The sequence below is a fragment of the Halovulum dunhuangense genome, from assembly GCF_013093415.1.
Taxonomy (GTDB): Bacteria; Pseudomonadota; Alphaproteobacteria; order Rhodobacterales; family Rhodobacteraceae; genus Halovulum; species Halovulum dunhuangense.
The window spans coordinates 1,163,742-1,183,359 of the sequence record NZ_JABFBC010000001.1; the positions used below are offsets into that span (position 1 = coordinate 1,163,742).

Consider the following 19,618-nt stretch of genomic DNA (forward strand, 5'->3'; position numbering starts at 1 on the left):
ACGCAGCGGAATGGAGGAAAGAGAGCATGGCCAAGGTTGCATTCCTGGGTCTGGGCGTCATGGGCTATCCCATGGCCGGACATCTGAAGGCGAAGGGGCACGAGGTGACGGTCTACAACCGCACCACGGCCAAGGCGGAGAAATGGGCCGCCCAGCATGGCGGCGCCTTTGCCGAGACGCCGCGCGAAGCCGCCGAGGGCTGCGACTTCGTCATGTCCTGCGTCGGCAATGACGACGACCTGCGCTCTGTCATCTTCGGCGAGAACGGCGCGCTTGCGGGCATGAAGGCGGGCGCGGTGCTGGTCGATCACACCACCGCCTCGGCGCAGGTGGCGCGCGAGATCGCGGCGGCGGCCGCCGACAAGGGGCTGGGCTTCGTCGATGCGCCGGTATCGGGCGGGCAGGCGGGGGCCGAGAACGGCCAGCTCGCGATCATGTGCGGCGGCACCGAGGACGCCTTCGACAAGGCCAAGCCGGTGATGGATGCCTATGCCAAGGCGACCATCCGCTTCGGCGAGGCGGGGGCGGGCCAGCTGACCAAGATGGTCAACCAGATCTGCATCGCGGGCATCGTGCAGGGCATTTCCGAGGGGCTGCATTTCGCGACCGCCGCGGGGCTTGACGCCAAGCAGGTCGCGGCACTGGTCGCGCAGGGCGCGGGCGGGTCCTGGCAGCTGTCGAACCGGGCCGAGACCATGGTGGACGGCAAGTTCGACTTCGGCTTCGCGGTCGACTGGATGCGCAAGGACCTGGGCATCTCGCTCGACACCGCCAGGCAGATCGGCGTGTCGCTGCCCGTGGCGGCGCTGGTGGACCAGTTCTACGCCGACGTGCAGCAGCTGGGCGGCGGGCGCTGGGATACGTCCAGCCTGATCCAGCGCCTGCGGGTGCTGAAGGGCGAGAAGATCTGATCCGCGCCGATTGACCGCGCGCAATTCCCCCCTCCGCGTCCCGTGGCACGCTTGTGCCCGGGGACGCGGAGGGGGCGATGATCTCGATCGAGGATATCGTCGGCATGACCGACCTCACCGAGGACGAGGTGGCGGCGATCGCCGAGCATGAGCATATGGAGCTGGCGCCGGCGGCGGCGCTGGCCTCCTATGTGATGCACGAGGCGCACGGGCCCGCCCGCATCCAGCAGATGATCTGCGAGGACATCCGCGAGGCGCTGCACCGCGACGACCTTTCGCACGCCCGCACCCTGTTTCAGGCGCTCAGGCATTTCATGGCCCAGCATCCCGAAGCCGCCCGCGGCGCCAAGCGCTGAGGCGCGTCAGTTCCCGATCTCGCGCGCCGCATCCCCGATGCCGCGGTTGACGATGGTGGGTGCTGCCGGGGGGCGCGGCCCGTCGGGCGCGCGGAAACCTCCGCCTGCCGTGGGCAGGCCCGAGCGGGGGGCGTACTCGGTCCAGGCAAGCCAGCCGAGGATGAGGAGGGCGAGCAGGATGAGCGGGTTTTTCATGACCACTCTGCTTCATGTCAGGTCGACAAATGTTGGATCGCGATGCCCACATATTGCCAATTTTCTGACATGGTTTGAAAAAATTCTGCCGCGGTGTGCCCTTATGGCCGTTTTGGTAGCGTAGCCTTGCAAGTCAAAACCTAGGCTACGTTAACCAGCGACTGGAAACCGTAGCCAGAGGCATGGATTGCATCCCCTGCATTGGCTGCAACCGGAATAAGAAGGTTAAGAGAAATATGAAAACGAAAATATTGGTCGGTGCTCTTTGTATGGTGGCATCTGGATGTACCATGTCGCCTTACGATCAGTGCATGGCCGAAAAAAGAGGTGACATGGCATCGTATGATGCCGAGATCCGAGAGGCGAGGGAGCAAATTCAAGAAGCTGAGCAGAACCTGTCCCGCGGATACACGATTTTTGAGAGTGAAGTGAATACTACGACTATTGGTCAGTGCAAAGTCGACGGCGTCACGATCCCTTGCTCGCAGCCCGCAAAGCAAAAGGTTGAAGTCCCTGTTCCGATCAGCCCTGCTGCGGAACAAGCCAGAATAGACCGGAACTCGGCAATCATGGAACGCGCTATGAGTGCCAAGGAGGGGCTGGCACTCCAGTGCCAGGGGCTTTCCAGGTCCGTCTAGATAATCCGGAGCGAGAAGGGCCACGCGTTTTCCCGTGGCCCGACTTGTCAGAATAGTCACCCATCCATCTTCAGCGCCGAGATGAACGCTTCCTGCGGGATCTCGACCTTGCCGAACTGGCGCATGCGCTTCTTGCCGGCCTTCTGCTTTTCCAGAAGCTTCTTCTTACGGGTGACGTCGCCGCCGTAGCACTTGGCGGTCACGTCCTTGCGTAAAGCGGAAATCGTCTCGCGCGCGATGATCCGGCCGCCGACGGCCGCCTGGATCGGGATCTTGAACATGTGCTGGGGGATCAGCTCTTTCAGCTTCTCGCACATGGCGCGGCCGCGCGCCTCGGCGCGGGTGCGGTGGACCATGACGGAAAGCGCGTCCACCGGCTCGTCGTTGACCAGGATCTGCATCTTCTGCAGCGCGTCCTCCTGGTAGCCGATCATCTGGTAGTCGAAGCTGGCATAGCCCTTGGTCACGGACTTCAGCCGGTCGTAGAAGTCGAACACCACCTCGTTCAGCGGCAGGTCATAGACGACCATCGCGCGCTGCCCGGCATAGGTCAGGTCGAGCTGCACGCCGCGACGGTCCTGGCAGAGCTTGAGCACGTCGCCGAGATACTCGTCGGGCACGAGGATCGTCGCCTTGATGCGCGGCTCTTCGATATGGTCGATCTTGACCGGGTCGGGCATGTCGGCGGGGTTGTGCAACTCCTTCATGGAGCCGTCGGTCATGTAGATGTTGTAGATCACCGAGGGCGCGGTGGTGATCAGGTCGATGTCGTATTCCCGCTCCAGCCGGTCGCGGATCACCTCGAGATGGAGAAGCCCCAGAAAGCCGCAGCGGAAGCCGAAGCCGAGCGCGGCGGAGGTTTCCATCTCGGCGGTGAAGCTTGCGTCGTTCAGTTGCAGCTTCTCGATGGCGTCGCGCAGATCCTCGAAGTCGTTGGCGTCCACCGGGAAAAGGCCGCAGAACACCACCGGGACCGAGGGCTTGAAGCCCGGAAGCGCCTTTTCGCAGCCCTTCTTCTCGGTCGTGATGGTGTCGCCGACGCGGGTGTCGCGCACCAGCTTGATCGAGGCGGTCAGGAACCCGATCTCGCCCGGGCCCAGTTCCGCGATGTCCTGCATCGCCGGGCGGAACACGCCGAGGCGGTCGATCTGGTAAAGACCGCCCGTCTTCATCATGCGGATGCGGTCGCCCTTTTTCATCACGCCGTCGATGATGCGCACCAGCACGACGACGCCCAGGTAGCTGTCGTAATAGCTGTCCACCAGCATCGCCTTGAGCGGCGCGTTGCGGTCGCCCTTGGGCGCCGGCAGGCGGGTGACGATGGCCTCCAGCACCCGGTCGATGCCGATGCCGGTCTTGGCCGAGATCTCCACCGCGTCGGAAGCGTCGATGCCGATCACATCCTCGATCTGCGCCTTCACCCGCTCGGGCTCGGCCGCCGGAAGGTCGATCTTGTTCAGGACCGGCACGATCTCGTGGTCGGCGTCGATCGCCTGGTACACGTTGGCGAGCGTCTGCGCCTCGACCCCCTGGGAGGCATCGACGACCAGGAGCGAACCCTCTACCGCCTGCATCGAGCGGCTGACCTCGTAGGCGAAGTCCACATGGCCCGGCGTGTCGATCAGGTTCAGCACATAGTGTTCGCCGTCCTGCGCCTTGTATTCCAGGCGCACGGTGTTGGCCTTGATGGTGATGCCGCGCTCGCGCTCGATGTCCATGGCGTCGAGCAGCTGTTCCTTCATGTCGCGGTCGGCCACCGTCCCCGTCATCTGGATCAGGCGGTCGGCGAGCGTGGATTTCCCGTGGTCGATATGCGCGACGATCGAGAAATTGCGGATATGGGCGAGATCGGTCATGCCGCCGCATATGCGGTGGATTCAGGGTGCCGTCAAGCGGCGCGCAGGCGGTGGATCAGCGCATCCGTCGCCGTCTCGATCAGGCCGAGCACCCCGGTGAAATCCCGCGTGTAGTAGGGATCGGGCACCGACCGGCCCAGATCCGGCGCATGTTCGAGAAACAGCGCCAGCCGGGCGCGGGCGCCCACGGGGCGGATGCGTTCCAGATCGGCGAGGTTCTTCTCGTCCATGGCGAGGATCAGGTCGAAGCGGTGGAAGTCCTCCGCGCTCACCTGGCGGGCGCGCAGGTCCGACATCTCGTAGCCCGCCTCGCGCGCCGCCTGCTGCATCGGGCCGTAGGGAGGATCGCCCACATGCCAGTCCCCGGTGCCGGCGCTGTCGGCCTGAGCCGCAAGGCCCGTGGCCGAGGCGCGGGTGCGGAACACCGCCTCGGCGGTGGGCGAGCGGCAGATATTGCCGAGGCAGACGAAAAGCACGCGTGTCATGGCGGCGAAGATGTGACCGGGACGCGCCCGGGTCAAGCTTGACAGGGCAGGGGCGTGCGGCACATTCGGGCAGGACTGAGCCACCGGACCCACGAGGCGGGATGCGTCACCGATTTCAGGCATTCGTTCTTCTGGCAGCCGTCACCGGCGCCGCACCTGCCGCCGCGGGCCCGACCGAGCGGGCCTGCCTGAGTTCCGCGCGCTCGCCCGGCCCCGCGGTCTGTGCCTGCTCGCAGGCGCTGGCGAACCAGTTCCTGACCCCCCGCGACCAGGAGCGTGCGGCCCGGATCATCCAGGACCCGGACCATTTCCACGAGATCGAGTCGCAGCGCGGCCGGGCGGCGCAGGACTTCATGGCCCGCTACCGCGCCTGGGGCGAGGCGGCGGAGCAGTTCTGCACCGGCTGAGCGGGGCCCGCAGACGCATGGTGCACGGAATCGGAACGGGCGCCGCTTCTTCCGAAGGGCGCCCGTTACGTTACCTGCCTGCGGCAGCCGCTCAGTTCGCGGCGACGGCCTTGGCGATTTCCTTCTTGAGGTCGCGCGCGCGGGGCGACAGTTCGTCATCCTTCGCCTTGGCGAGGAAGGCGTCCAGCCCGCCGCGGTGATCGACCGAGCGCAGGGCATGGGCCGAGATGCGCAGCTTCACCGACCGGCCCAGCGTTTCGCTCATCAGCGTCACGTCGTTCAGGTTCGGCAGGAAGCGGCGCTTGGACTTGTTGTTGGCGTGGCTGACGTTGTTGCCAACGAGGGCGCCTTTGCCGGTCAGTTCGCAGCGACGGGACATGGGTCGGGTCCTTCGTTTACATGGCCGCGGCCATGCCGCGTTGCCTGAGTTCGATCTAGCGTTTCACGTTCGGATCCGGTCCGTGCCACGCACCACCCTTTATCCGGGTTGCCCGCGACAGAGCCGGGGCGCCCACGCGGAGCGCCGCAAATTCGAAGCCCGGTCTTTAGGGGGCTTCCGGCCGATCGTCAAGGGCCGATGCAGCCGCTGCGCCCGGATCGTCCCGCCCGGAAAGAAGCGCCCGCATCAGGGCCGCTGCCGCCGCGGGCGGGGTTCGGTGTCCTTGCGCGATGTCGGATTCGAGCGCCGCGCCCAGCCTTGCCAGCCGCGGGGCACAGGCGACATGGTCGCGCAGCATGGCCAGCAATTCCTCGCGGAACCAGCTCAGGTCCTGTTCGGCCCGGCGCCGCGCCCGCGCGCCGGACGCGCTGCGCGCCCGGGCCAGCCGCTCTACCGCCTGCCACGCCTCGGGCAGGCCCGCGCCGGTGGCGGCCGACACGGTCAGCGCCGCCGGATAGCCGGGCGGGTCGTCGGGCCGCGGCCGCATCAGGCGCAGCGCCCCGGCATAGTCCGCGCGGGTGGCCCGGGCCTGCGATTCCAGCGCGCCGTCGGCCTTGTTCACGAGAACGAGATCGGCGAGTTCCATGATTCCACGCTTCACGCCCTGCAGTTCGTCGCCGCCCGCAGGCGCGAGCAGCAGCACGAAGATGTCGGTCATGCCGGCGACCAGCGTTTCCGACTGGCCGACGCCCACCGTCTCGACCAGCACGATGTCATGGCCCGCCGCCTCTACCAGGCGGATCGTCTCGCGGGTGCGGCGGGCGACGCCGCCCAGCTGGTCCTGCGCGGGCGAGGGTCGGATGAACGCCTCGGGCGCGCGCGAGAGCCGTTCCATGCGGGTCTTGTCGCCCAGGATCGAGCCGCCCGAGCGCGCCGAGGACGGGTCCACCGCCAGCACCGCGACGCGGTGGCCCGCCGCGATCAGCTGAAGCCCCAGCGCCTCGATGAAGGTGGACTTGCCGACGCCCGGCGTGCCGGTCAGCCCGATACGCAGGCTGTCGCCATCGCCCGTGCCAAGGGCCGCAAGCAGCGCCTCGGCGGCGGGGCGATCCTGCGGGCGGCGCGATTCGATCAGCGTGATCGCCTTGGCCAGCGCCCGCCGCTCGCCCGCCCTGACGCCCGTGGCGAGTGTTTCGACTCTGTCGTCCAATTTGATCGCCCTCACGCCTTCGTGGGAGGTTTGCCCGTGCCATGCCGCGCTATCCTGCCTTATGGTCCGCCGGGGTCGCGGCTGTCCAGTGCCGGGGCCGGCAGGAAACAAGAGAGAGGGATCGATGCGCGGGATGCCAAAGGGATTTCTCCGGAATGCCGTGGTGATGCTCGGTGCCGTGATGTTCGCCGGTCAGGCCCCGGCGCAGGAGACGCGGCAGTTCTACGACGTCTCGGTCAGTGGCCTGCATGTGGGCACCATGGACCTTGCCGCGAATGTCGAGGGCGCGGCCTATACCGCACGCGGCGAGGTGCGCGGCGGCGGGCTGATCGGCGCGCTGTTCAGCTTCGGCTTCGGTGGGGTCGCCTCGGGCCGGATCCTGTCCGACGGCGCGTTGCAGCCGGTCATCTATGACGGCTACCGCGAGGATCGGGGCGACCGGGCCGAGACGGCGATCCGCTACCAGGGCGCGCAGGTGCGCGAAGTGACGCTGACGCCCGTGCGCAAACCGCGCCCCTTCGACATCGTCCCGCAGGAACAGCGCGGCGTGCTGGATCCGATCAGCGCGGCCTTTGCCGTGCTGGCCGATCAGCCGGTGGGCGCTGCCTGCGACCGTGGCATCGAGATCTATGACGGGCGCCGCCGCTCGCGGCTGGTGATCGGCCCGCGGCAGGCGCGCGGCGAGGGGTTCGTCTGCAGCGGCACCTACAGCCGCGTGGCCGGCTATTCGCCGGGGCAGATGGCAGAGAAGGTGGATTTCCCCTTCACCATCCACTACCGGGAAGCCAATGGGCAGATGCGGGTCATGGCAATCGAGACCGACAGCGTGATCGGAAAGGCCGTCGCCCGCCGCAGGTAGGGCTTCGTGACCGCGAGAGGGGTATCGCTCGATCCGACATTGCCGATCGCGCCGGTGCTGGGCGCGGTCGTGGACGCCTTGCGCGGGACCGGGCTTTGCGTGCTCCAGGCCCCGCCGGGCGCGGGCAAGACCACGCAGGTGCCGCTGGCGCTGCTGGGGCCCGGGCTGGTCGAGGGCCGCATCCTGATGCTGGAGCCGCGCCGCGTGGCGGCCCGCGCCGCGGCCGAGCGGCTGGCGGAAAGCCTGGGCCAGGCGCCGGGCCAGGATGTGGGCTACCGGATGCGCGGCGAGGCAAGGCCGGGCGCCCGGATCGAGGTGGTGACAGAGGGGATCCTGACCCGGATGATCCAGTCCGACCCCGAGCTGTCGGGCATCGGCTGCGTGATCTTCGACGAATTCCACGAACGCTCGCTCCAGGCCGATCTGGGGTTGGCCCTGTGCCTGGAAATCCGCGCCGCCCTGCGCCCCGACCTGAAGCTGGTGGCGATGTCGGCCACGCTGGATGCGGGTCCCGTGGCCGCGCTGATGGGCGATGCGCCGGTCGTCACGTCCGAGGGGCGCGGCTTCGAGGTGGAGATCCGCTGGCGCGACCGCCCGCTGGGCCCGGGGCTGATGACCGGCCCCGCCTTCGAGCGCGCGGCGGCGGCGCTTGTGGAGGAGGCGTTGGCCGCGACCGGGGGCGACGTGCTGGTCTTCCTGCCCGGCCAGCGCGAGATCGGGGCCGTTGCCGGGCTTCTCGGAACGCCGGCAGGGGTGGAGGTGGCGCCGCTGCATGGCGGGCTGCCCTTCGCCGCGCAGCGCCGCGCGCTGGCCCCGGCCGCGGAGGGTCGGCGCAAGCTGGTGCTGGCCACTGCCATCGCGGAAACCTCGCTGACCATCCCGGGCGTGCGGGTGGTGGTCGATTGCGGCCGCGCGCGGCGGGTGCGGCTCGACCCGGCCACGGGCATGTCGCGGCTGGTCACCGAGCGCGTGACCCGGGCCGAGGCCACCCAGCGCGCGGGCCGCGCGGGCCGCGTGGCCGAGGGCGTGTGCTACCGGCTCTGGACGAAAGGTGAGGAGGGCGCGCTGGCCGCCTTTCCCCCGGCCGAGATCGAGGTGGCGGACCTGGTGCCGCTGGCGCTGGAGCTTGCCGTCTGGGGTGCCGCGGACCCGGCGGCGCTGCCGTTCCTCACGCCACCCGCGCCGGCGGCCTTTGCGCTGGCACGGGAGTTGCTGGCCGAGCTGGGCGCGCTGGACGAAAGGGGCGGGCTGACCGCGCGGGGCCGCGCGATGGCGGCGCTGCCGGTGCATCCCCGGCTGGCGCGGATGCTGCTGGAAGGCGGGCGCGAGGCGGCCGACCTGGCCGCGCTGATCGAGGCGCGCGACCCGCTGCGTCGGGGCGCGGCCCCGCTGCCCGCCGACCTGGGCCTGCGGCTGGAAGCCTTGCGCGATCCGAAGCGATTTGCCGCCGAACGGCCCTGGCAGGCCGATCCCGCGCGGCTGGCCGAGATCCGGACCGAAGCCGCGCGCCTGCGCCGGTTGGTGCACGCGGGCCCCGCCGCGCTTTCCCCCGGCGCGCTGGCTGCGCTGGCCTATCCCGACCGCATCGCGCTGCGCCGCGACGGAGAGGCGCCGCGCTACCTGATGTCGGGGGGCAGCGGCGCGCAGCTCGATGCGGGCGATCCCTTTGCAGCCCAGCGCCTGCTGGTGGCGACGGATCTCGACGGCGCGCGGCGCGATGCGCGCATCCGGGCCGCCCTGCCGCTGACCGAGGGCGCGTTGCGCGCGCTCTACGCGCCCCAGATCGTCGAGGAACGGGTCTGCCGCTGGTCGCGGCGGCACCGCCAGGTCGAGGCGCGGATCGAGGAGCGGCTGTTCGCGCTGGTCCTGTCCTCGCGGAACTGGACGGATGCGCCGGATGACGCCCGGATCCCGGCCTATCTGGACGGGATCCGCGACCTTGGGCTTGGCTGTCTCGGCTGGACCGATGCGGCGCAGGGCCTGCGCGCGCGGGCGTGCTGGGTGGGGGCCGAGGGCTTGCCGGACCTGTCCGATGCGGCGCTGCTGGAGACGCTGGAGGACTGGCTTGCCCCCTGGCTCATGGGGCTGCGCAGCTTCGCCGAGGTCTGCGCGCTGGACCTGCATGGCCCGCTTTCCGCGCGGCTGGGGGCCGACGGGATGGCCGCGATCGAGCGGATGGCGCCCACGCATTTCACCGCGCCGACCGGCACCCGGGTCCGGATCGACTACTCGGGCGAGGCGCCCTGCGCCGCCGTCCGCCTGCAGGAGCTGTTCGGGATGGACAGCCATCCCCTGCTGGGTGCTGCGCGGGTGCCGTTGCAGATCACGCTTCTGTCGCCGGCGCAGCGCCCGGTGCAGACCACCTCGGACCTGCCGGGCTTCTGGCGGTCGAGCTATGGCGATGTGCGCAAGGACATGCGCGGCCGCTATCCGCGCCACCCCTGGCCCGACGATCCCCTGACCGCAGAGCCGACGCGCCGCGCGAAGCCCCGCGGAAGCTGAGCCGCGCGCCCTTTGTCTTGTTCGCGTCAAGACCTTGCTGCTAGCCTGTGGCCAACGACAACGACATTTCGCGAAGGGACATTCCATCATGCAGCACGCGCTCGAGCCGTCGTTCCGCCAGTCCGTCGACATCATGTTCAACCGGGCCGCCGCGCTGATGGACATACCGCCCGGCCTGAAGGAGAAGATCCGCGTCTGCAATGCCACCTACACGGTGCGTTTCGGCGTGCGCCTGCGGGGCGAGCTGCACACCTTCACCGGATACCGTTCCGTCCATTCCGAGCACATGGAGCCGGTCAAGGGCGGCATCCGCTATGCAACGTCCGTGAACCAGGACGAGGTAGAGGCGCTGGCCGCGCTGATGACCTACAAGTGCGCGCTGGTGGAGACGCCCTTCGGCGGCTCGAAAGGGGGGCTCTGCATCGATCCCCGGCAATGGGAGCCGCACGAGCTGGAACAGATCACCCGCCGCTTCGCCTATGAACTGATCAAGCGCGACCTGATCCACCCGGCCCAGAACGTGCCCGCCCCCGACATGGGCACCGGCGAGCGCGAGATGGCCTGGATCGCCGACCAGTACCGGCGCATGAACACCACCGACATCAACGCCGCCGCCTGCGTCACCGGCAAGCCGACCCATGCCGGCGGCATCCAGGGCCGGACGGAAGCGACGGGGCGCGGCGTGCAATACGCCCTGCGCGAGTTCTTCCGCCACCCCGAGGACGTGGCGAAGGCAGGGCTTTCGGGCACGCTCGACGGCAAGCGGATCATCGTGCAGGGACTTGGCAATGTCGGCTACCATGCGGCGCAGTTCCTGTCCGAGGAGGACGGCGCCCGCATCACCGCCGTGATCGAGCGGGACGGCGCGGTGATCGACGAAAAGGGGCTGAACGTCGCGGCCCTGCGCCTGCACATCGCCGAGACGGGCGGCGTGCGCGGCTTTCCCGGCGCCACCTTCGTCGAGGAGGGGGCCGAGGTGCTGGAGCATCCGTGCGACATCCTCATCCCGGCCGCGCTGGAGGGCGTGATCAACATGGGCAACGCCGAGCGTGTCCGCGCGCCGCTGATCGTCGAGGCCGCGAACGGCCCGGTCACGGCCGGCGCCGACGAGGTGCTGCGCAAGCGCGGTTGCGTCATCATTCCCGACATGTACGCCAATGCGGGCGGGGTTACGGTCAGCTATTTCGAGTGGGTGAAGAACCTGAGCCATATCCGCTTCGGCCGGATGCAGCGCCGGCAGGAAGAGGCGCGGCACCTGATCCTGGTGGACGAGCTGGAGCGGCTTTCGGCCAGCCACGACCTGAAATGGACGCTGTCGGACGGGTTCAAGCAGAAATACCTGCGCGGGGCGGGGGAACTGGAACTGGTGCGCTCGGGTCTGGATGACACCATGCGCGGCGCCTATCAGGCGATGCGGGAGGTCTGGCACAGCCGCCAGGATGTCGAGGATCTGCGGGTCGCGGCCTATCTGGTGGCGATCGAGCGCGTGGCGCTCAGCTACCAGTCGAAGGGGCTTTGAGGGGGATCAGTCCTCGTCCGGCTCGGGCAGGTGGCCGGCCTTGATCACCGCGATCAGGTCGGCCATCTCGCGCGCCGCGCGCCCGTCCACGGACCCGCCGACGCCCAGGCGGCGTCCCAGCCGCCACCACAGTCCGGGCGCCCAGCCGCGCGGCGCCGGATCCTTGAGCGTCACGACGAAACCGTTCGAGGGCTTGAAGGCGAATACGCCGCGATCCACGCGCTGGATCTGGTCCATCGTGGCCAGCAGCGTGCCGTCGCTGTCGCTGAGGCCCTGGCGCGTCAGGATGATGCGCCGGCCGGTTGCGATCCATGTCAGCCGTGCAAGATGGATGGCCAGCAACCCGCCCGCCAGCAGCATCACCACCAGAAGCGGGCTGGGTTCGGCCAGGTTGGCCGCGAACCAGACCAGCATGACGCCCAGCCCCCCCTGCACGAAGGCGCTGAGCCAGCGGCGCGGGGCCGAGGGGGCGAGGATCGCAAGCGGGTGATCGGTTCCGGACATGGCCGCTCTGTAGCGCAGGGCGCGCCGTCGGGGAAGGGCCTCAGGGCCGCAGGGGCTGGCCCGCGATCAGGACATTCGCGATGGCCCGGTCGTCGCCCAGCATGATGGTGGGGAACAGCGCCTCCCAGAAGCCTGTCGCGCGGGCGGCGCGCTGGGCGATCACCGGAGTCGACGCAAGGTCGAGGATCACCAGGTCTGCCATCCGCCCCGGCGCGAGGCGGCCGATCTCGTGGCCCAGGCGCAGGACCTCGGCGCTGCCGGCGGTGGCGAGCCACACGAGTTCCGCCGGGTGCAGGGCGCGGCCGCGCAGCTGCGCCACCTCGTAGGCGGCGGCCATGGTGCGCAGCATCGAGAAACTGGAGCCGCCGCCCACGTCGGTGGCAAGGCCCACGGGGATGCCAAGGCCCTGCGCCCGGTCCATGTCGAACAGCCCCGAGCCGATGAAGGTGTTCGATGTCGGGCAATGCGCGATCCCGGTGCCGCCGTCCCGCAGGGCCGCCCATTCGCGGTCGCTCAGGTGGATGGCGTGGCCCATCACGGCGCCCGGCCCGGTCAGGCCGAACCGCTCATAGACGGCCAGGTAGTCGGTATCCTGCGGAAACAGCGCGCGGACCCAGGCGATTTCCTCGGCCTGCTCGCTCAGATGGGTCTGCATCGCGCAGTCGGGATGGGCCGCGAACAGCGCCCCCGCCGACTCCAGCTGTTCGGGGGTCGAGGTGGGGGCGAAGCGCGGCGTGATCGCGTAGCGCAGCCGCCCCCGCCCATGCCAGCGGGCGATCAGCGCGGCGCTGTCGTCGTGCCCGCTGCGCGCGGTGTCGCGCAGCCCTTCCGGGGCGTTGCGGTCCATCATCACCTTGCCCGCCACCATCGCGAGGCCGCGCGCCTCGGATGCCCGCATCAGCGCGTCCACGCTTTCGGTGTGGATCGTGCAGTAGCAGGCGGCGGTGGTGATGCCGTTCGCAAGGTTCAGGTCGAGATAGGTTTCGGCGATCCGGGCGGCATGGGCGGGATCGGCGAAGCGCATTTCCTCGGGGAAGGTGTAGGTGTTCAGCCAGTCGATCAGCCGCTTGCCCCAGCTTGCGATGATCGCGGTCTGCGAATAATGCGCATGGGCATCGACGAAGCCCGGCAGGATCAGCCGCGCGCCGTGATCTGTCACCTGCGCCTGCGGATGGGCCGCGCGCAGCGTCTCGCCCTCGTCCACCGCAAGCATCCGACCCTCGGCCACCAGCACGCCGCCGCGGCGGCGATGGCGCGCGGCGTCGAGCCCGGCGTGGAACGGGTTCCCGTCGAATTCCAGCGTCTGGCCCAGGTGAAGTGTCGGTTGCATCATTGGCCCATCAAGCTATCCCTTGCCGGGTGATAGCAGGCGCCCGAGGCCCCGCGCCATGTGGAATTCGCCGATCCAACCGGCAGCAGATGGGAAAAGCCGATGAGCGACACAGGTTTCGCGCCCGAGGGCGGGCAGGACGAGGGCTTTGCGCTGAACGCGGGGGTCGTCGAGGCGATCCTCGCGGCGGTCGAGGCGCAGGACCAGGACCTGCTGGTGGACCTTCTGGGGCAGTTGCACGAGGCGGACCAGGCCGACCTTCTGGAACAGGTCTCGCCGCAGGACCGCGAAAGCCTGGTGCGGCTCTGGGGCGAGCGGTTCGACGGCGCGGTGCTCTACGAGCTGGAAGAGGGCGTGCGCGACGAGATCCTGGAGATCGTCGATCCCCGGGTGCTGGCCAGCGCCGTCCAGGAGATGGAGACCGACGACCTCGTCTACCTGGTCGAGGACATGGAGGACGCCCAGAAGGCAGAGGTGCTGGGCGCGCTCGACGATGCCGACCGGGTCGCGGTCGAGGCGTCGCTGCAATACGAGGAATACACCGCCGGCCGCCTGATGAGCCGCGAGATGGTCACCTGCCCGCCGCACTGGACGGTGGGCGAGGCGATCGACTTCATGCGCGCGAGCGAGGATCTGCCGGAAACCTTCTACAAGGTGATCCTGGTCGATCCCCGGATGCATGTGGCCGGCACCGTGGCGCTGGGCTCGATCATGGCGAACCGGCGCGAGGTGAAGCTGATCGACCTGGCCGACACCGCGCCGCGCCTGATCCGCGCCGACCAGCCCAACGAGGACGTGGCCTATCTGTTCAACCACTACCACATGGTCAGCGCCCCGGTGGTGGACGGCGACGGAAGGCTGGTGGGCGTCATCACCATCGACGACGCGATGGAGATCCTCGAGGAGGAGGTCGAGGAAGACATCATGCGCCTGGGCGGCGTCGGCGACGAGGAACTCAGCGACAGCGTCTGGGAGACGGCACGGGCGCGTTTCCCCTGGCTGGCGGTGAACCTGGTCACGGCGATCATCGCCTCGCTGGTGATCGCGCTGTTCGAGGACACGATCGAGGCGATCGTGGCGCTGGCGGTGCTGATGCCGATCATCGCCTCGATGGGGGGAAACGCGGCGACGCAGACGCTGACGGTGGCGGTGCGCGCACTCGCCACCCGCGACCTGACCCGGGCGAATGCCTGGCGCATCATCCGCCGCGAGACGCTGGTGGGGCTGGGCAACGGCATCGCCTTCGCCGTCATCATCGCGGGCGTGGGGCTGGCATGGTTCGGCTCGCCCATGCTGGGGGTGGTGCTGGCGCTCGCGATGGTCATCAACCTGCTGGTGGCGGGGCTTTCGGGCATCCTGATCCCGATGGCGCTGGAAAAGGCGGGTGCGGATCCGGCCCTTGCCTCGGGCACCTTCGTGACAACCGTGACCGATGTGGTGGGCTTCTTTGCCTTTCTGGGGCTTGCGGGGATCCTGCTGCTCTGATGCCGTGCCCGGGGCTGCCGCCGGATGCCTCCGGCGGGGATATTTGAAGAAAGTGGAAGGCGGGGGATGCTGCGCTTGCCTTCCGCCACGCAGCCGCCAAGTGTAGGGCGCAGGACAGGCAGGAGGACAAGACGTGCGCGCGATACCCAAGACCATCGACGAGACGCAGGCGCTGCTGGGCGACGCGGGCTATGTCTGCGGCCGGGCGCTCGCGACGGTGGTGTTCCTGAGCCTGAAGCTGGGCCGGCCGCTGTTCCTGGAAGGCGAGGCCGGGGTCGGCAAGACCGAGATCGCCAAGGCGTTGTCGGCGGCGCTGGGGCGGCGGCTGATCCGGCTGCAATGCTACGAGGGGCTGGATGCGGCATCCGCCGTCTACGAGTGGAACTTCGCCGCCCAGATGGTCGCGATCCGCACGGCGGAGGCGGTGGAGGGCACCGATCGCGAGGCGCTGACCGAGGAGCTGTTTTCCGACCGCTACCTGATCCGCCGGCCGCTGCTTGAGGCGATGAGCCCCCAGGATGGCGGCGCGCCGATCCTGCTGATCGACGAGCTGGACCGCACCGACGAGCCCTTCGAGGCGTTCCTGCTGGAGGCGCTTTCGGATTTCCAGGTCACCATCCCCGAGCTTGGCACCATCCGCGCCGAGGCGCCGCCGGTGGTGATCCTGACCTCGAACCGCACCCGCGAGGTGCATGACGCGCTGAAGCGCCGCTGTCTTTACCACTGGGTGGACTATCCCGATTTCGACCGCGAGATGGAGATCCTGCGGGCCCGCGCGCCGGAGGCGACCGAAACGCTGAGCCGCGAGGTGGTGGCCTTCGTCCAGCGGCTGCGGAAGGAAGACCTGTTCAAGACGCCGGGCGTGGCCGAAAGCATCGACTGGGCGAAGTGCCTGGTCGCGCTGGATGCGATCACGCTGAGCCCCGAGGTGATCGCCGACACGCTGGGCGCGCTGCTGAAGTACCAGGACGACATCCAGAAGCTGCACGGATCCGAGGTGAAGAAGCTGCTCGACGAGGCGCGGGCGGGGCTGGCCCCGGCGTGAGCGGCGCCGATACGCTGGCGATTCCCGAGGACGGGCGCCTTGCCCAGAACATCACCCATTTCGCCCGCGCCCTGCGCCGCGCGGGCCTGCCGGCGGGGCCTGGCCGGGTGGTCGATGCGATCCGCGCGGTCGAGGCGGCGGGCTTCACCCGCAAGGAGGATTTCTTCTTCACGCTGCAGGCCTGCTTCTGCTCGAAGCCCGAGCACCGGGTGGTGTTCGCGCAGGTGTTCCGGTTGTACTGGCGCGATCCGCAGTTCCTGGAACACATGATGTCGCTGCTCTCGCCGATGGTATCTGGGCTGAACGAGGCGCCGAAGGCCACGGCCGCCGAGAAGCGCGCGGCGCAGGCGCTTCTGGACGACCAGGAGGTGAAGCGCCCCGAGCGCGAGGAAGAGGAGGAGCAGGGCGAGGAGATCGAGTTCGACGCGACGCTGACATTCTCGGCCGAGGAGCGTCTGCGCCAGACCGATTTCGAGCAGATGACCGCGGCCGAGATCGCCGAGGCGAGGCGCGCCATCGCACGGCTGGACCTGCCGGTGCGGCCCATCGCCTCGCGCCGGACGATTGCCGCGCCGCGGGGCCGGGTGCCGGACTGGCGGGCCACGATGCGGGCGGCGCTGCGTTCGGGCGGGGATATCCGCGGGCTGTCGATGCGCAAGCGGCGCGAGCGGTACCCGAACCTGGTGGCGCTGTGCGATATTTCCGGGTCGATGTCGTCCTACAGCCGGATGCTGCTGCACTTCCTGCATGCCGCCGCAAATGCCAAGGGGGCTGGCTGGGCGCAGGTCCATGCCTTCACCTTCGGCACGCGGCTCACCAACATCACCCGCCATCTGCGCGCCCGCGACGTCGATGCGGCGCTGGCCGCCGCGGGCGCCGAGGCGCGCGACTGGGAAGGGGGGACGCGGATCGGGCATTGCCTGCACGCCTTCAACCGGGACTGGTCGCGCCGGGTTCTGGGGCAGGGGGCGGTGGTGCTGCTGATCACCGACGGGCTGGACCGGGACGACCCGGACCTGCTGGCCGCCGAGGCGGACCGGCTGCGCCTGTCCTCGCGCCGGCTGATCTGGCTGAACCCGCTTCTGCGCTGGGACGGCTTCGCGCCGCGGGCGCGGGGGGTCAAGGTGCTGCTGCCGCGGGTGGACGCGTTCCGCGCGGGTCACAACATCGCCTCGCTCGAGGCGCTGGCCGAGGCGCTGACCCGCGCCGGTGACAGCGGTGACAAGATGCGGCTGATGGCGATGCTGGAGGAGTGACCGGCGGTTCCGCACGGGCCCGGCATGGGGCATACTGGCAACCCGACGGAAGGGGTGGGCAAGCATGAGCGCAGTGGATCACGACAACATTCCCGAACAGGCGCTGGAGTTGCTGCGCGCGGGCACGCCGGTGGCGCTGGCGACCGTGGTCGAGACCTGGGGCTCGGCCCCGCGGCCCGTCGGCTCGATGCTGGCGATCGGTGCGGGGGCCGAGATGATCGGGTCCGTCTCGGGTGGCTGCGTCGAGGGCGCGGTCGTGGCCGAGGCGCTGGAGGCGGTGGTGGACGGGCGTTGCCGGGTGCTCGATTTCGGGGTCAGCGATGACGAGGCCTTTGCCGTGGGGCTGGCCTGCGGCGGGCGCATCCGGGTGATGGTCGAGCCGGTGGACACCGGGCAGGGGCCGTCGCGCGAGATGCTGGAGACACTGGTCGCGGCCCGGGCGGCGCGCCGGCGGATTGCCTTGGCGGTGAACCCCGAAACCTGGGAGCGGCGGCTGATCGAGGGGCCGGGCGATCCGCTGTGGAATGCGGCGGAGGCGCGCTTTACCGCGGACAAGTCCGGCTTCGAGGGGGAGTGGTTCATCGGCATCCACAACCCGCCCCTGCGCATGGTCGTCGTGGGTGCGGTGCATATCGCGCAGCCGCTTCTGCAGATGGCGCGGCTGGCGGGGTATGACCCGGTGCTGGTCGATCCGCGCGACGCCTTCGCCTCGGACCAGCGCTTCCCGGGCGAGACGATCCTGCGGGACTGGCCGGATGCGGCGCTGGAGCAGGCGGGACTCGATGCGCGCACCGCCGTGGTGACGCTGACACATGACCCGAAGCTCGACGATCCGGCCATCCGCATCGCGCTGCGGGCGCCCGTCTTCTATCTCGGGTGCCTCGGGTCAACCCGCACGCATGCCAAGCGGGTGGCGCGCCTGGAGGAGGCGGGCTTCACGCCGGCCGAGATCGCGCGGATCCATGCGCCCGTGGGGCTGGACATAGGCGCCAAGTCCCCGGCCGAGATCGCGCTGTCGATCCTGGCGCAGATCACCGAGCGCCTGCGGCGACCCGAGACGCGGCCATGAAATTCGGGCCGGTTCCGCTGGATCGGGCCGAGGGCGCGATCCTGGCGCATTCGGTGCAGGCCGGGCCGGTCAGGCTGCGCAAGGGCCTGACGCTGGGCGCGGACGAGGTGGCGGCGCTTCGGGCGGCGGGGCTTGCGGAGGTGACGGTGGCCCGGATCGAGCCGGGTGATGTCGGCGAGGACGCCGCGGCGCAACAGCTTGCGGCGGCGCTGGCCGGGCCGGGGGCGGGGCTGCGCGTGACCGAGCCCTTCACCGGGCGGGTGAACCTTGTGGCAGAGCATCCCGGCCTGTTCCGGGTCGACGCGGCGGCGGTCAACCGGCTGAACGCGGTCGATCCCGGCATCACGCTGGCCACCCTGCCGGATTTCAGCCGTGTGGCCGCGGGGACGATGGTCGCGACCGCCAAGATCATCCCCTATGCGGTGCCGGGCGACGCGCTGGCACGCGCGCTGGGGGGGCTTCCCGGGGGCGGTTCGATGTCGGTCGCGTCGCTGAAGGTGACCGAGGCGGCGCTGATCCTGACCCGCACGCCGGGCTTTGCCCGGAAGCTGATCGACAAGGGCGCCGCGGTGGTGGCCGAGCGGATGGCCGGTCTGGGCGTCAGCCTGGCCAGCATCGAGACGGTCCCGCACGAGACCGGGGCGGTGGGCGCGGCGCTGGGGCGAGCCAAGGCGCCGCTGGTGCTGGTGATGGGGGCCTCGGCTACCTCGGACCCGGCGGATGTCTGTCCGGCGGCAGTCGTGGCGGCCGGGGGGGAGCTGATCCGGTTCGGGATGCCGGTCGATCCGGGCAACCTGCTGTTCCTGGGGCGCCTTGGCGGTGCCGATGTCGTGGGCCTGCCGGGTTGCGCCCGTTCGCCCGCGCTGAACGGTGCGGACTGGGTGCTGGAGCGGCTGGTCTGCGGCCTGCCGGTGGGGGAGCCCGAGATCGCCGCGATGGGTGTCGGCGGGCTTCTGAAGGAGATCCCCCTGCGCCCGCAGCCGCGCGCGATCCGGCCCGCCTCGACATCGGGGCCGCGGGTGGAGATCCTGCTTCTGGCGGCGGGTGCATCGCGCCGGATGGGCGGGGCCGACAAGCTGGTGCAGGATGCGGGCGGCCAGCCGCTGTTGCGCCGCGCGGCCAGGGCCGCGCTGGGCGCCGGGGCCGCCGCGGTGCGCGTGGTGCTGCCGCCAGATCACGCGGCGCGGCGCGCGACCCTGGAGGGGCTGGACGGCCTGTCGGTCGTCGAGGCGCCGCGCGCGCAGGAAGGAATGGGCGCGAGCCTTGCCACCGGGATCGCCGCGCTGGGGCGCAAGGCCGATGCGGTGATCGTGGCGCTGGCCGACATGCCGGACGTGACAGCGCAGGATTACCGCCGCCTGATCGCCGCTTTCGATCCGGAAAAGGGGCACGAGATCTGCCGTGGCGTGACGCCCGGGGGCGTGCCCGGGCATCCGGTGCTGTTCGGGCGGCGGTTCTTCGAGAACCTCGCCGATCTGGGCGGGGATCGCGGCGCGCGGGACGTGATCGCGGCGGGGGCAGACTTCCTGGCGGATGTCCCCCTGCCGGGGATGGCGGCCGTGACCGACCTGGACACGCCCGAGGATTGGGCCACCTGGCAGCGGGGCTGAGC

General features: G+C 69.8%; 19 protein-coding genes. 12 read left to right on the top strand and 7 right to left on the bottom strand.

What is annotated here, in order from left to right; translation table 11 throughout:
- The first annotated feature begins 26 nt into the window (after positions 1 to 26).
- The gene (locus HMH01_RS05785) at positions 27 to 911 is read left to right on the top strand and encodes an NAD(P)-dependent oxidoreductase (protein ID WP_171323322.1); all 885 of its coding nucleotides are present in this window, start codon (positions 27 to 29) and stop codon (positions 909 to 911) included.
- A gap of 77 nt (positions 912 to 988) precedes the next feature.
- Positions 989 to 1,267, top strand: a complete 279-nt coding sequence (locus HMH01_RS05790) for a hypothetical protein (RefSeq protein WP_171323324.1) — start codon at positions 989 to 991, stop codon at positions 1,265 to 1,267.
- Positions 1,268 to 1,273: 6 nt separating this feature from the next.
- Here the strand turns inward: HMH01_RS05790 and HMH01_RS05795 are convergent, their stop codons facing one another.
- Complete coding sequence (locus tag HMH01_RS05795) at positions 1,274 to 1,462, bottom strand: hypothetical protein (protein WP_171323326.1); 189 nt, start codon at positions 1,460 to 1,462, stop codon at positions 1,274 to 1,276.
- Positions 1,463 to 1,698: 236 nt separating this feature from the next.
- Between HMH01_RS05795 and HMH01_RS05800 the strand changes: the two genes are divergently transcribed.
- Positions 1,699 to 2,100 (top strand): hypothetical protein, encoded by a 402-nt coding sequence (locus HMH01_RS05800; RefSeq protein ID WP_171323328.1) that lies wholly within the window; start codon positions 1,699 to 1,701, stop codon positions 2,098 to 2,100.
- 56 nt (positions 2,101 to 2,156) lie between these two features.
- Here HMH01_RS05800 and lepA read toward each other — a convergent pair whose 3' ends face one another.
- Complete coding sequence (gene lepA, locus HMH01_RS05805) at positions 2,157 to 3,956, bottom strand: translation elongation factor 4 (protein ID WP_171323330.1); 1,800 nt, start codon at positions 3,954 to 3,956, stop codon at positions 2,157 to 2,159.
- A gap of 32 nt (positions 3,957 to 3,988) precedes the next feature.
- Positions 3,989 to 4,441 (bottom strand): low molecular weight protein-tyrosine-phosphatase, encoded by a 453-nt coding sequence (locus HMH01_RS05810; RefSeq protein ID WP_171323332.1) that lies wholly within the window; start codon positions 4,439 to 4,441, stop codon positions 3,989 to 3,991.
- A 101-nt stretch (positions 4,442 to 4,542) separates the two neighbouring features.
- Between HMH01_RS05810 and HMH01_RS05815 the strand changes: the two genes are divergently transcribed.
- Entirely contained in the window at positions 4,543 to 4,848 is a 306-nt protein-coding gene (locus HMH01_RS05815) for a hypothetical protein (protein WP_171323333.1), read from the top strand.
- Positions 4,849 to 4,939: 91 nt separating this feature from the next.
- On the opposite strand, the gene rpmB is transcribed toward HMH01_RS05815, so the two are convergent.
- Entirely contained in the window at positions 4,940 to 5,227 is a 288-nt protein-coding gene (gene rpmB, locus HMH01_RS05820) for a 50S ribosomal protein L28 (RefSeq protein ID WP_171323335.1), read from the bottom strand.
- A 166-nt stretch (positions 5,228 to 5,393) separates the two neighbouring features.
- Entirely contained in the window at positions 5,394 to 6,437 is a 1,044-nt protein-coding gene (meaB, locus tag HMH01_RS05825) for a methylmalonyl Co-A mutase-associated GTPase MeaB (protein WP_171323337.1), read from the bottom strand.
- A gap of 124 nt (positions 6,438 to 6,561) precedes the next feature.
- Between meaB and HMH01_RS05830 the strand changes: the two genes are divergently transcribed.
- The 3 genes from HMH01_RS05830 to HMH01_RS05840 all read left to right on the top strand — a co-directional run bounded on the left by HMH01_RS05830 (position 6,562) and on the right by HMH01_RS05840 (position 11,317).
- Complete coding sequence (locus HMH01_RS05830; protein ID WP_171323339.1) at positions 6,562 to 7,296, top strand: DUF3108 domain-containing protein; 735 nt, start codon at positions 6,562 to 6,564, stop codon at positions 7,294 to 7,296.
- A gap of 6 nt (positions 7,297 to 7,302) precedes the next feature.
- Positions 7,303 to 9,798 (top strand): ATP-dependent helicase HrpB, encoded by a 2,496-nt coding sequence (hrpB, locus tag HMH01_RS05835; RefSeq protein WP_171323341.1) that lies wholly within the window; start codon positions 7,303 to 7,305, stop codon positions 9,796 to 9,798.
- An 88-nt stretch (positions 9,799 to 9,886) separates the two neighbouring features.
- Positions 9,887 to 11,317 carry a Glu/Leu/Phe/Val family dehydrogenase gene (locus HMH01_RS05840; protein WP_171323343.1) on the top strand — a complete coding sequence of 477 codons (1,431 nt, stop codon included), beginning with the start codon at positions 9,887 to 9,889 and terminating at the stop codon, positions 11,315 to 11,317.
- 6 nt (positions 11,318 to 11,323) lie between these two features.
- Here HMH01_RS05840 and HMH01_RS05845 read toward each other — a convergent pair whose 3' ends face one another.
- Both HMH01_RS05845 and guaD read right to left on the bottom strand, forming a co-directional pair.
- Positions 11,324 to 11,821: a hypothetical protein gene (locus tag HMH01_RS05845; RefSeq protein ID WP_171323345.1), complete on the bottom strand. Its 498-nt coding sequence runs from the start codon at positions 11,819 to 11,821 to the stop codon at positions 11,324 to 11,326.
- A gap of 40 nt (positions 11,822 to 11,861) precedes the next feature.
- On the bottom strand, positions 11,862 to 13,151 hold the full coding sequence (gene guaD / locus HMH01_RS05850) for a guanine deaminase (protein WP_171323347.1): 1,290 nt from the start codon (positions 13,149 to 13,151) through the stop codon (positions 11,862 to 11,864).
- Positions 13,152 to 13,253: 102 nt separating this feature from the next.
- Here guaD and mgtE point away from each other — a divergent pair, with 102 nt between their 5' ends.
- The 5 genes from mgtE to HMH01_RS18000 all read left to right on the top strand — a co-directional run bounded on the left by mgtE (position 13,254) and on the right by HMH01_RS18000 (position 19,616).
- Positions 13,254 to 14,636, top strand: a complete 1,383-nt coding sequence (gene mgtE / locus HMH01_RS05855; protein ID WP_171323349.1) for a magnesium transporter — start codon at positions 13,254 to 13,256, stop codon at positions 14,634 to 14,636.
- Positions 14,637 to 14,769: 133 nt separating this feature from the next.
- Positions 14,770 to 15,681 carry an AAA family ATPase gene (locus HMH01_RS05860; protein ID WP_171323351.1) on the top strand — a complete coding sequence of 304 codons (912 nt, stop codon included), beginning with the start codon at positions 14,770 to 14,772 and terminating at the stop codon, positions 15,679 to 15,681.
- Positions 15,678 to 16,937, top strand: coding sequence for a VWA domain-containing protein (locus HMH01_RS05865; RefSeq protein ID WP_171323353.1), 1,260 nt, complete (start codon positions 15,678 to 15,680; stop codon positions 16,935 to 16,937). The genes HMH01_RS05860 and HMH01_RS05865 overlap by 4 nt, the downstream gene beginning before the upstream one ends.
- A 64-nt stretch (positions 16,938 to 17,001) precedes the next feature.
- Complete coding sequence (locus HMH01_RS05870) at positions 17,002 to 18,006, top strand: XdhC family protein (RefSeq protein WP_171323354.1); 1,005 nt, start codon at positions 17,002 to 17,004, stop codon at positions 18,004 to 18,006.
- On the top strand, positions 18,003 to 19,616 hold the full coding sequence (locus HMH01_RS18000; protein WP_171323355.1) for an NTP transferase domain-containing protein: 1,614 nt from the start codon (positions 18,003 to 18,005) through the stop codon (positions 19,614 to 19,616). Before HMH01_RS05870 ends, HMH01_RS18000 begins: the two co-directional genes overlap by 4 nt.
- Positions 19,617 to 19,618 lie beyond the last annotated feature (2 nt).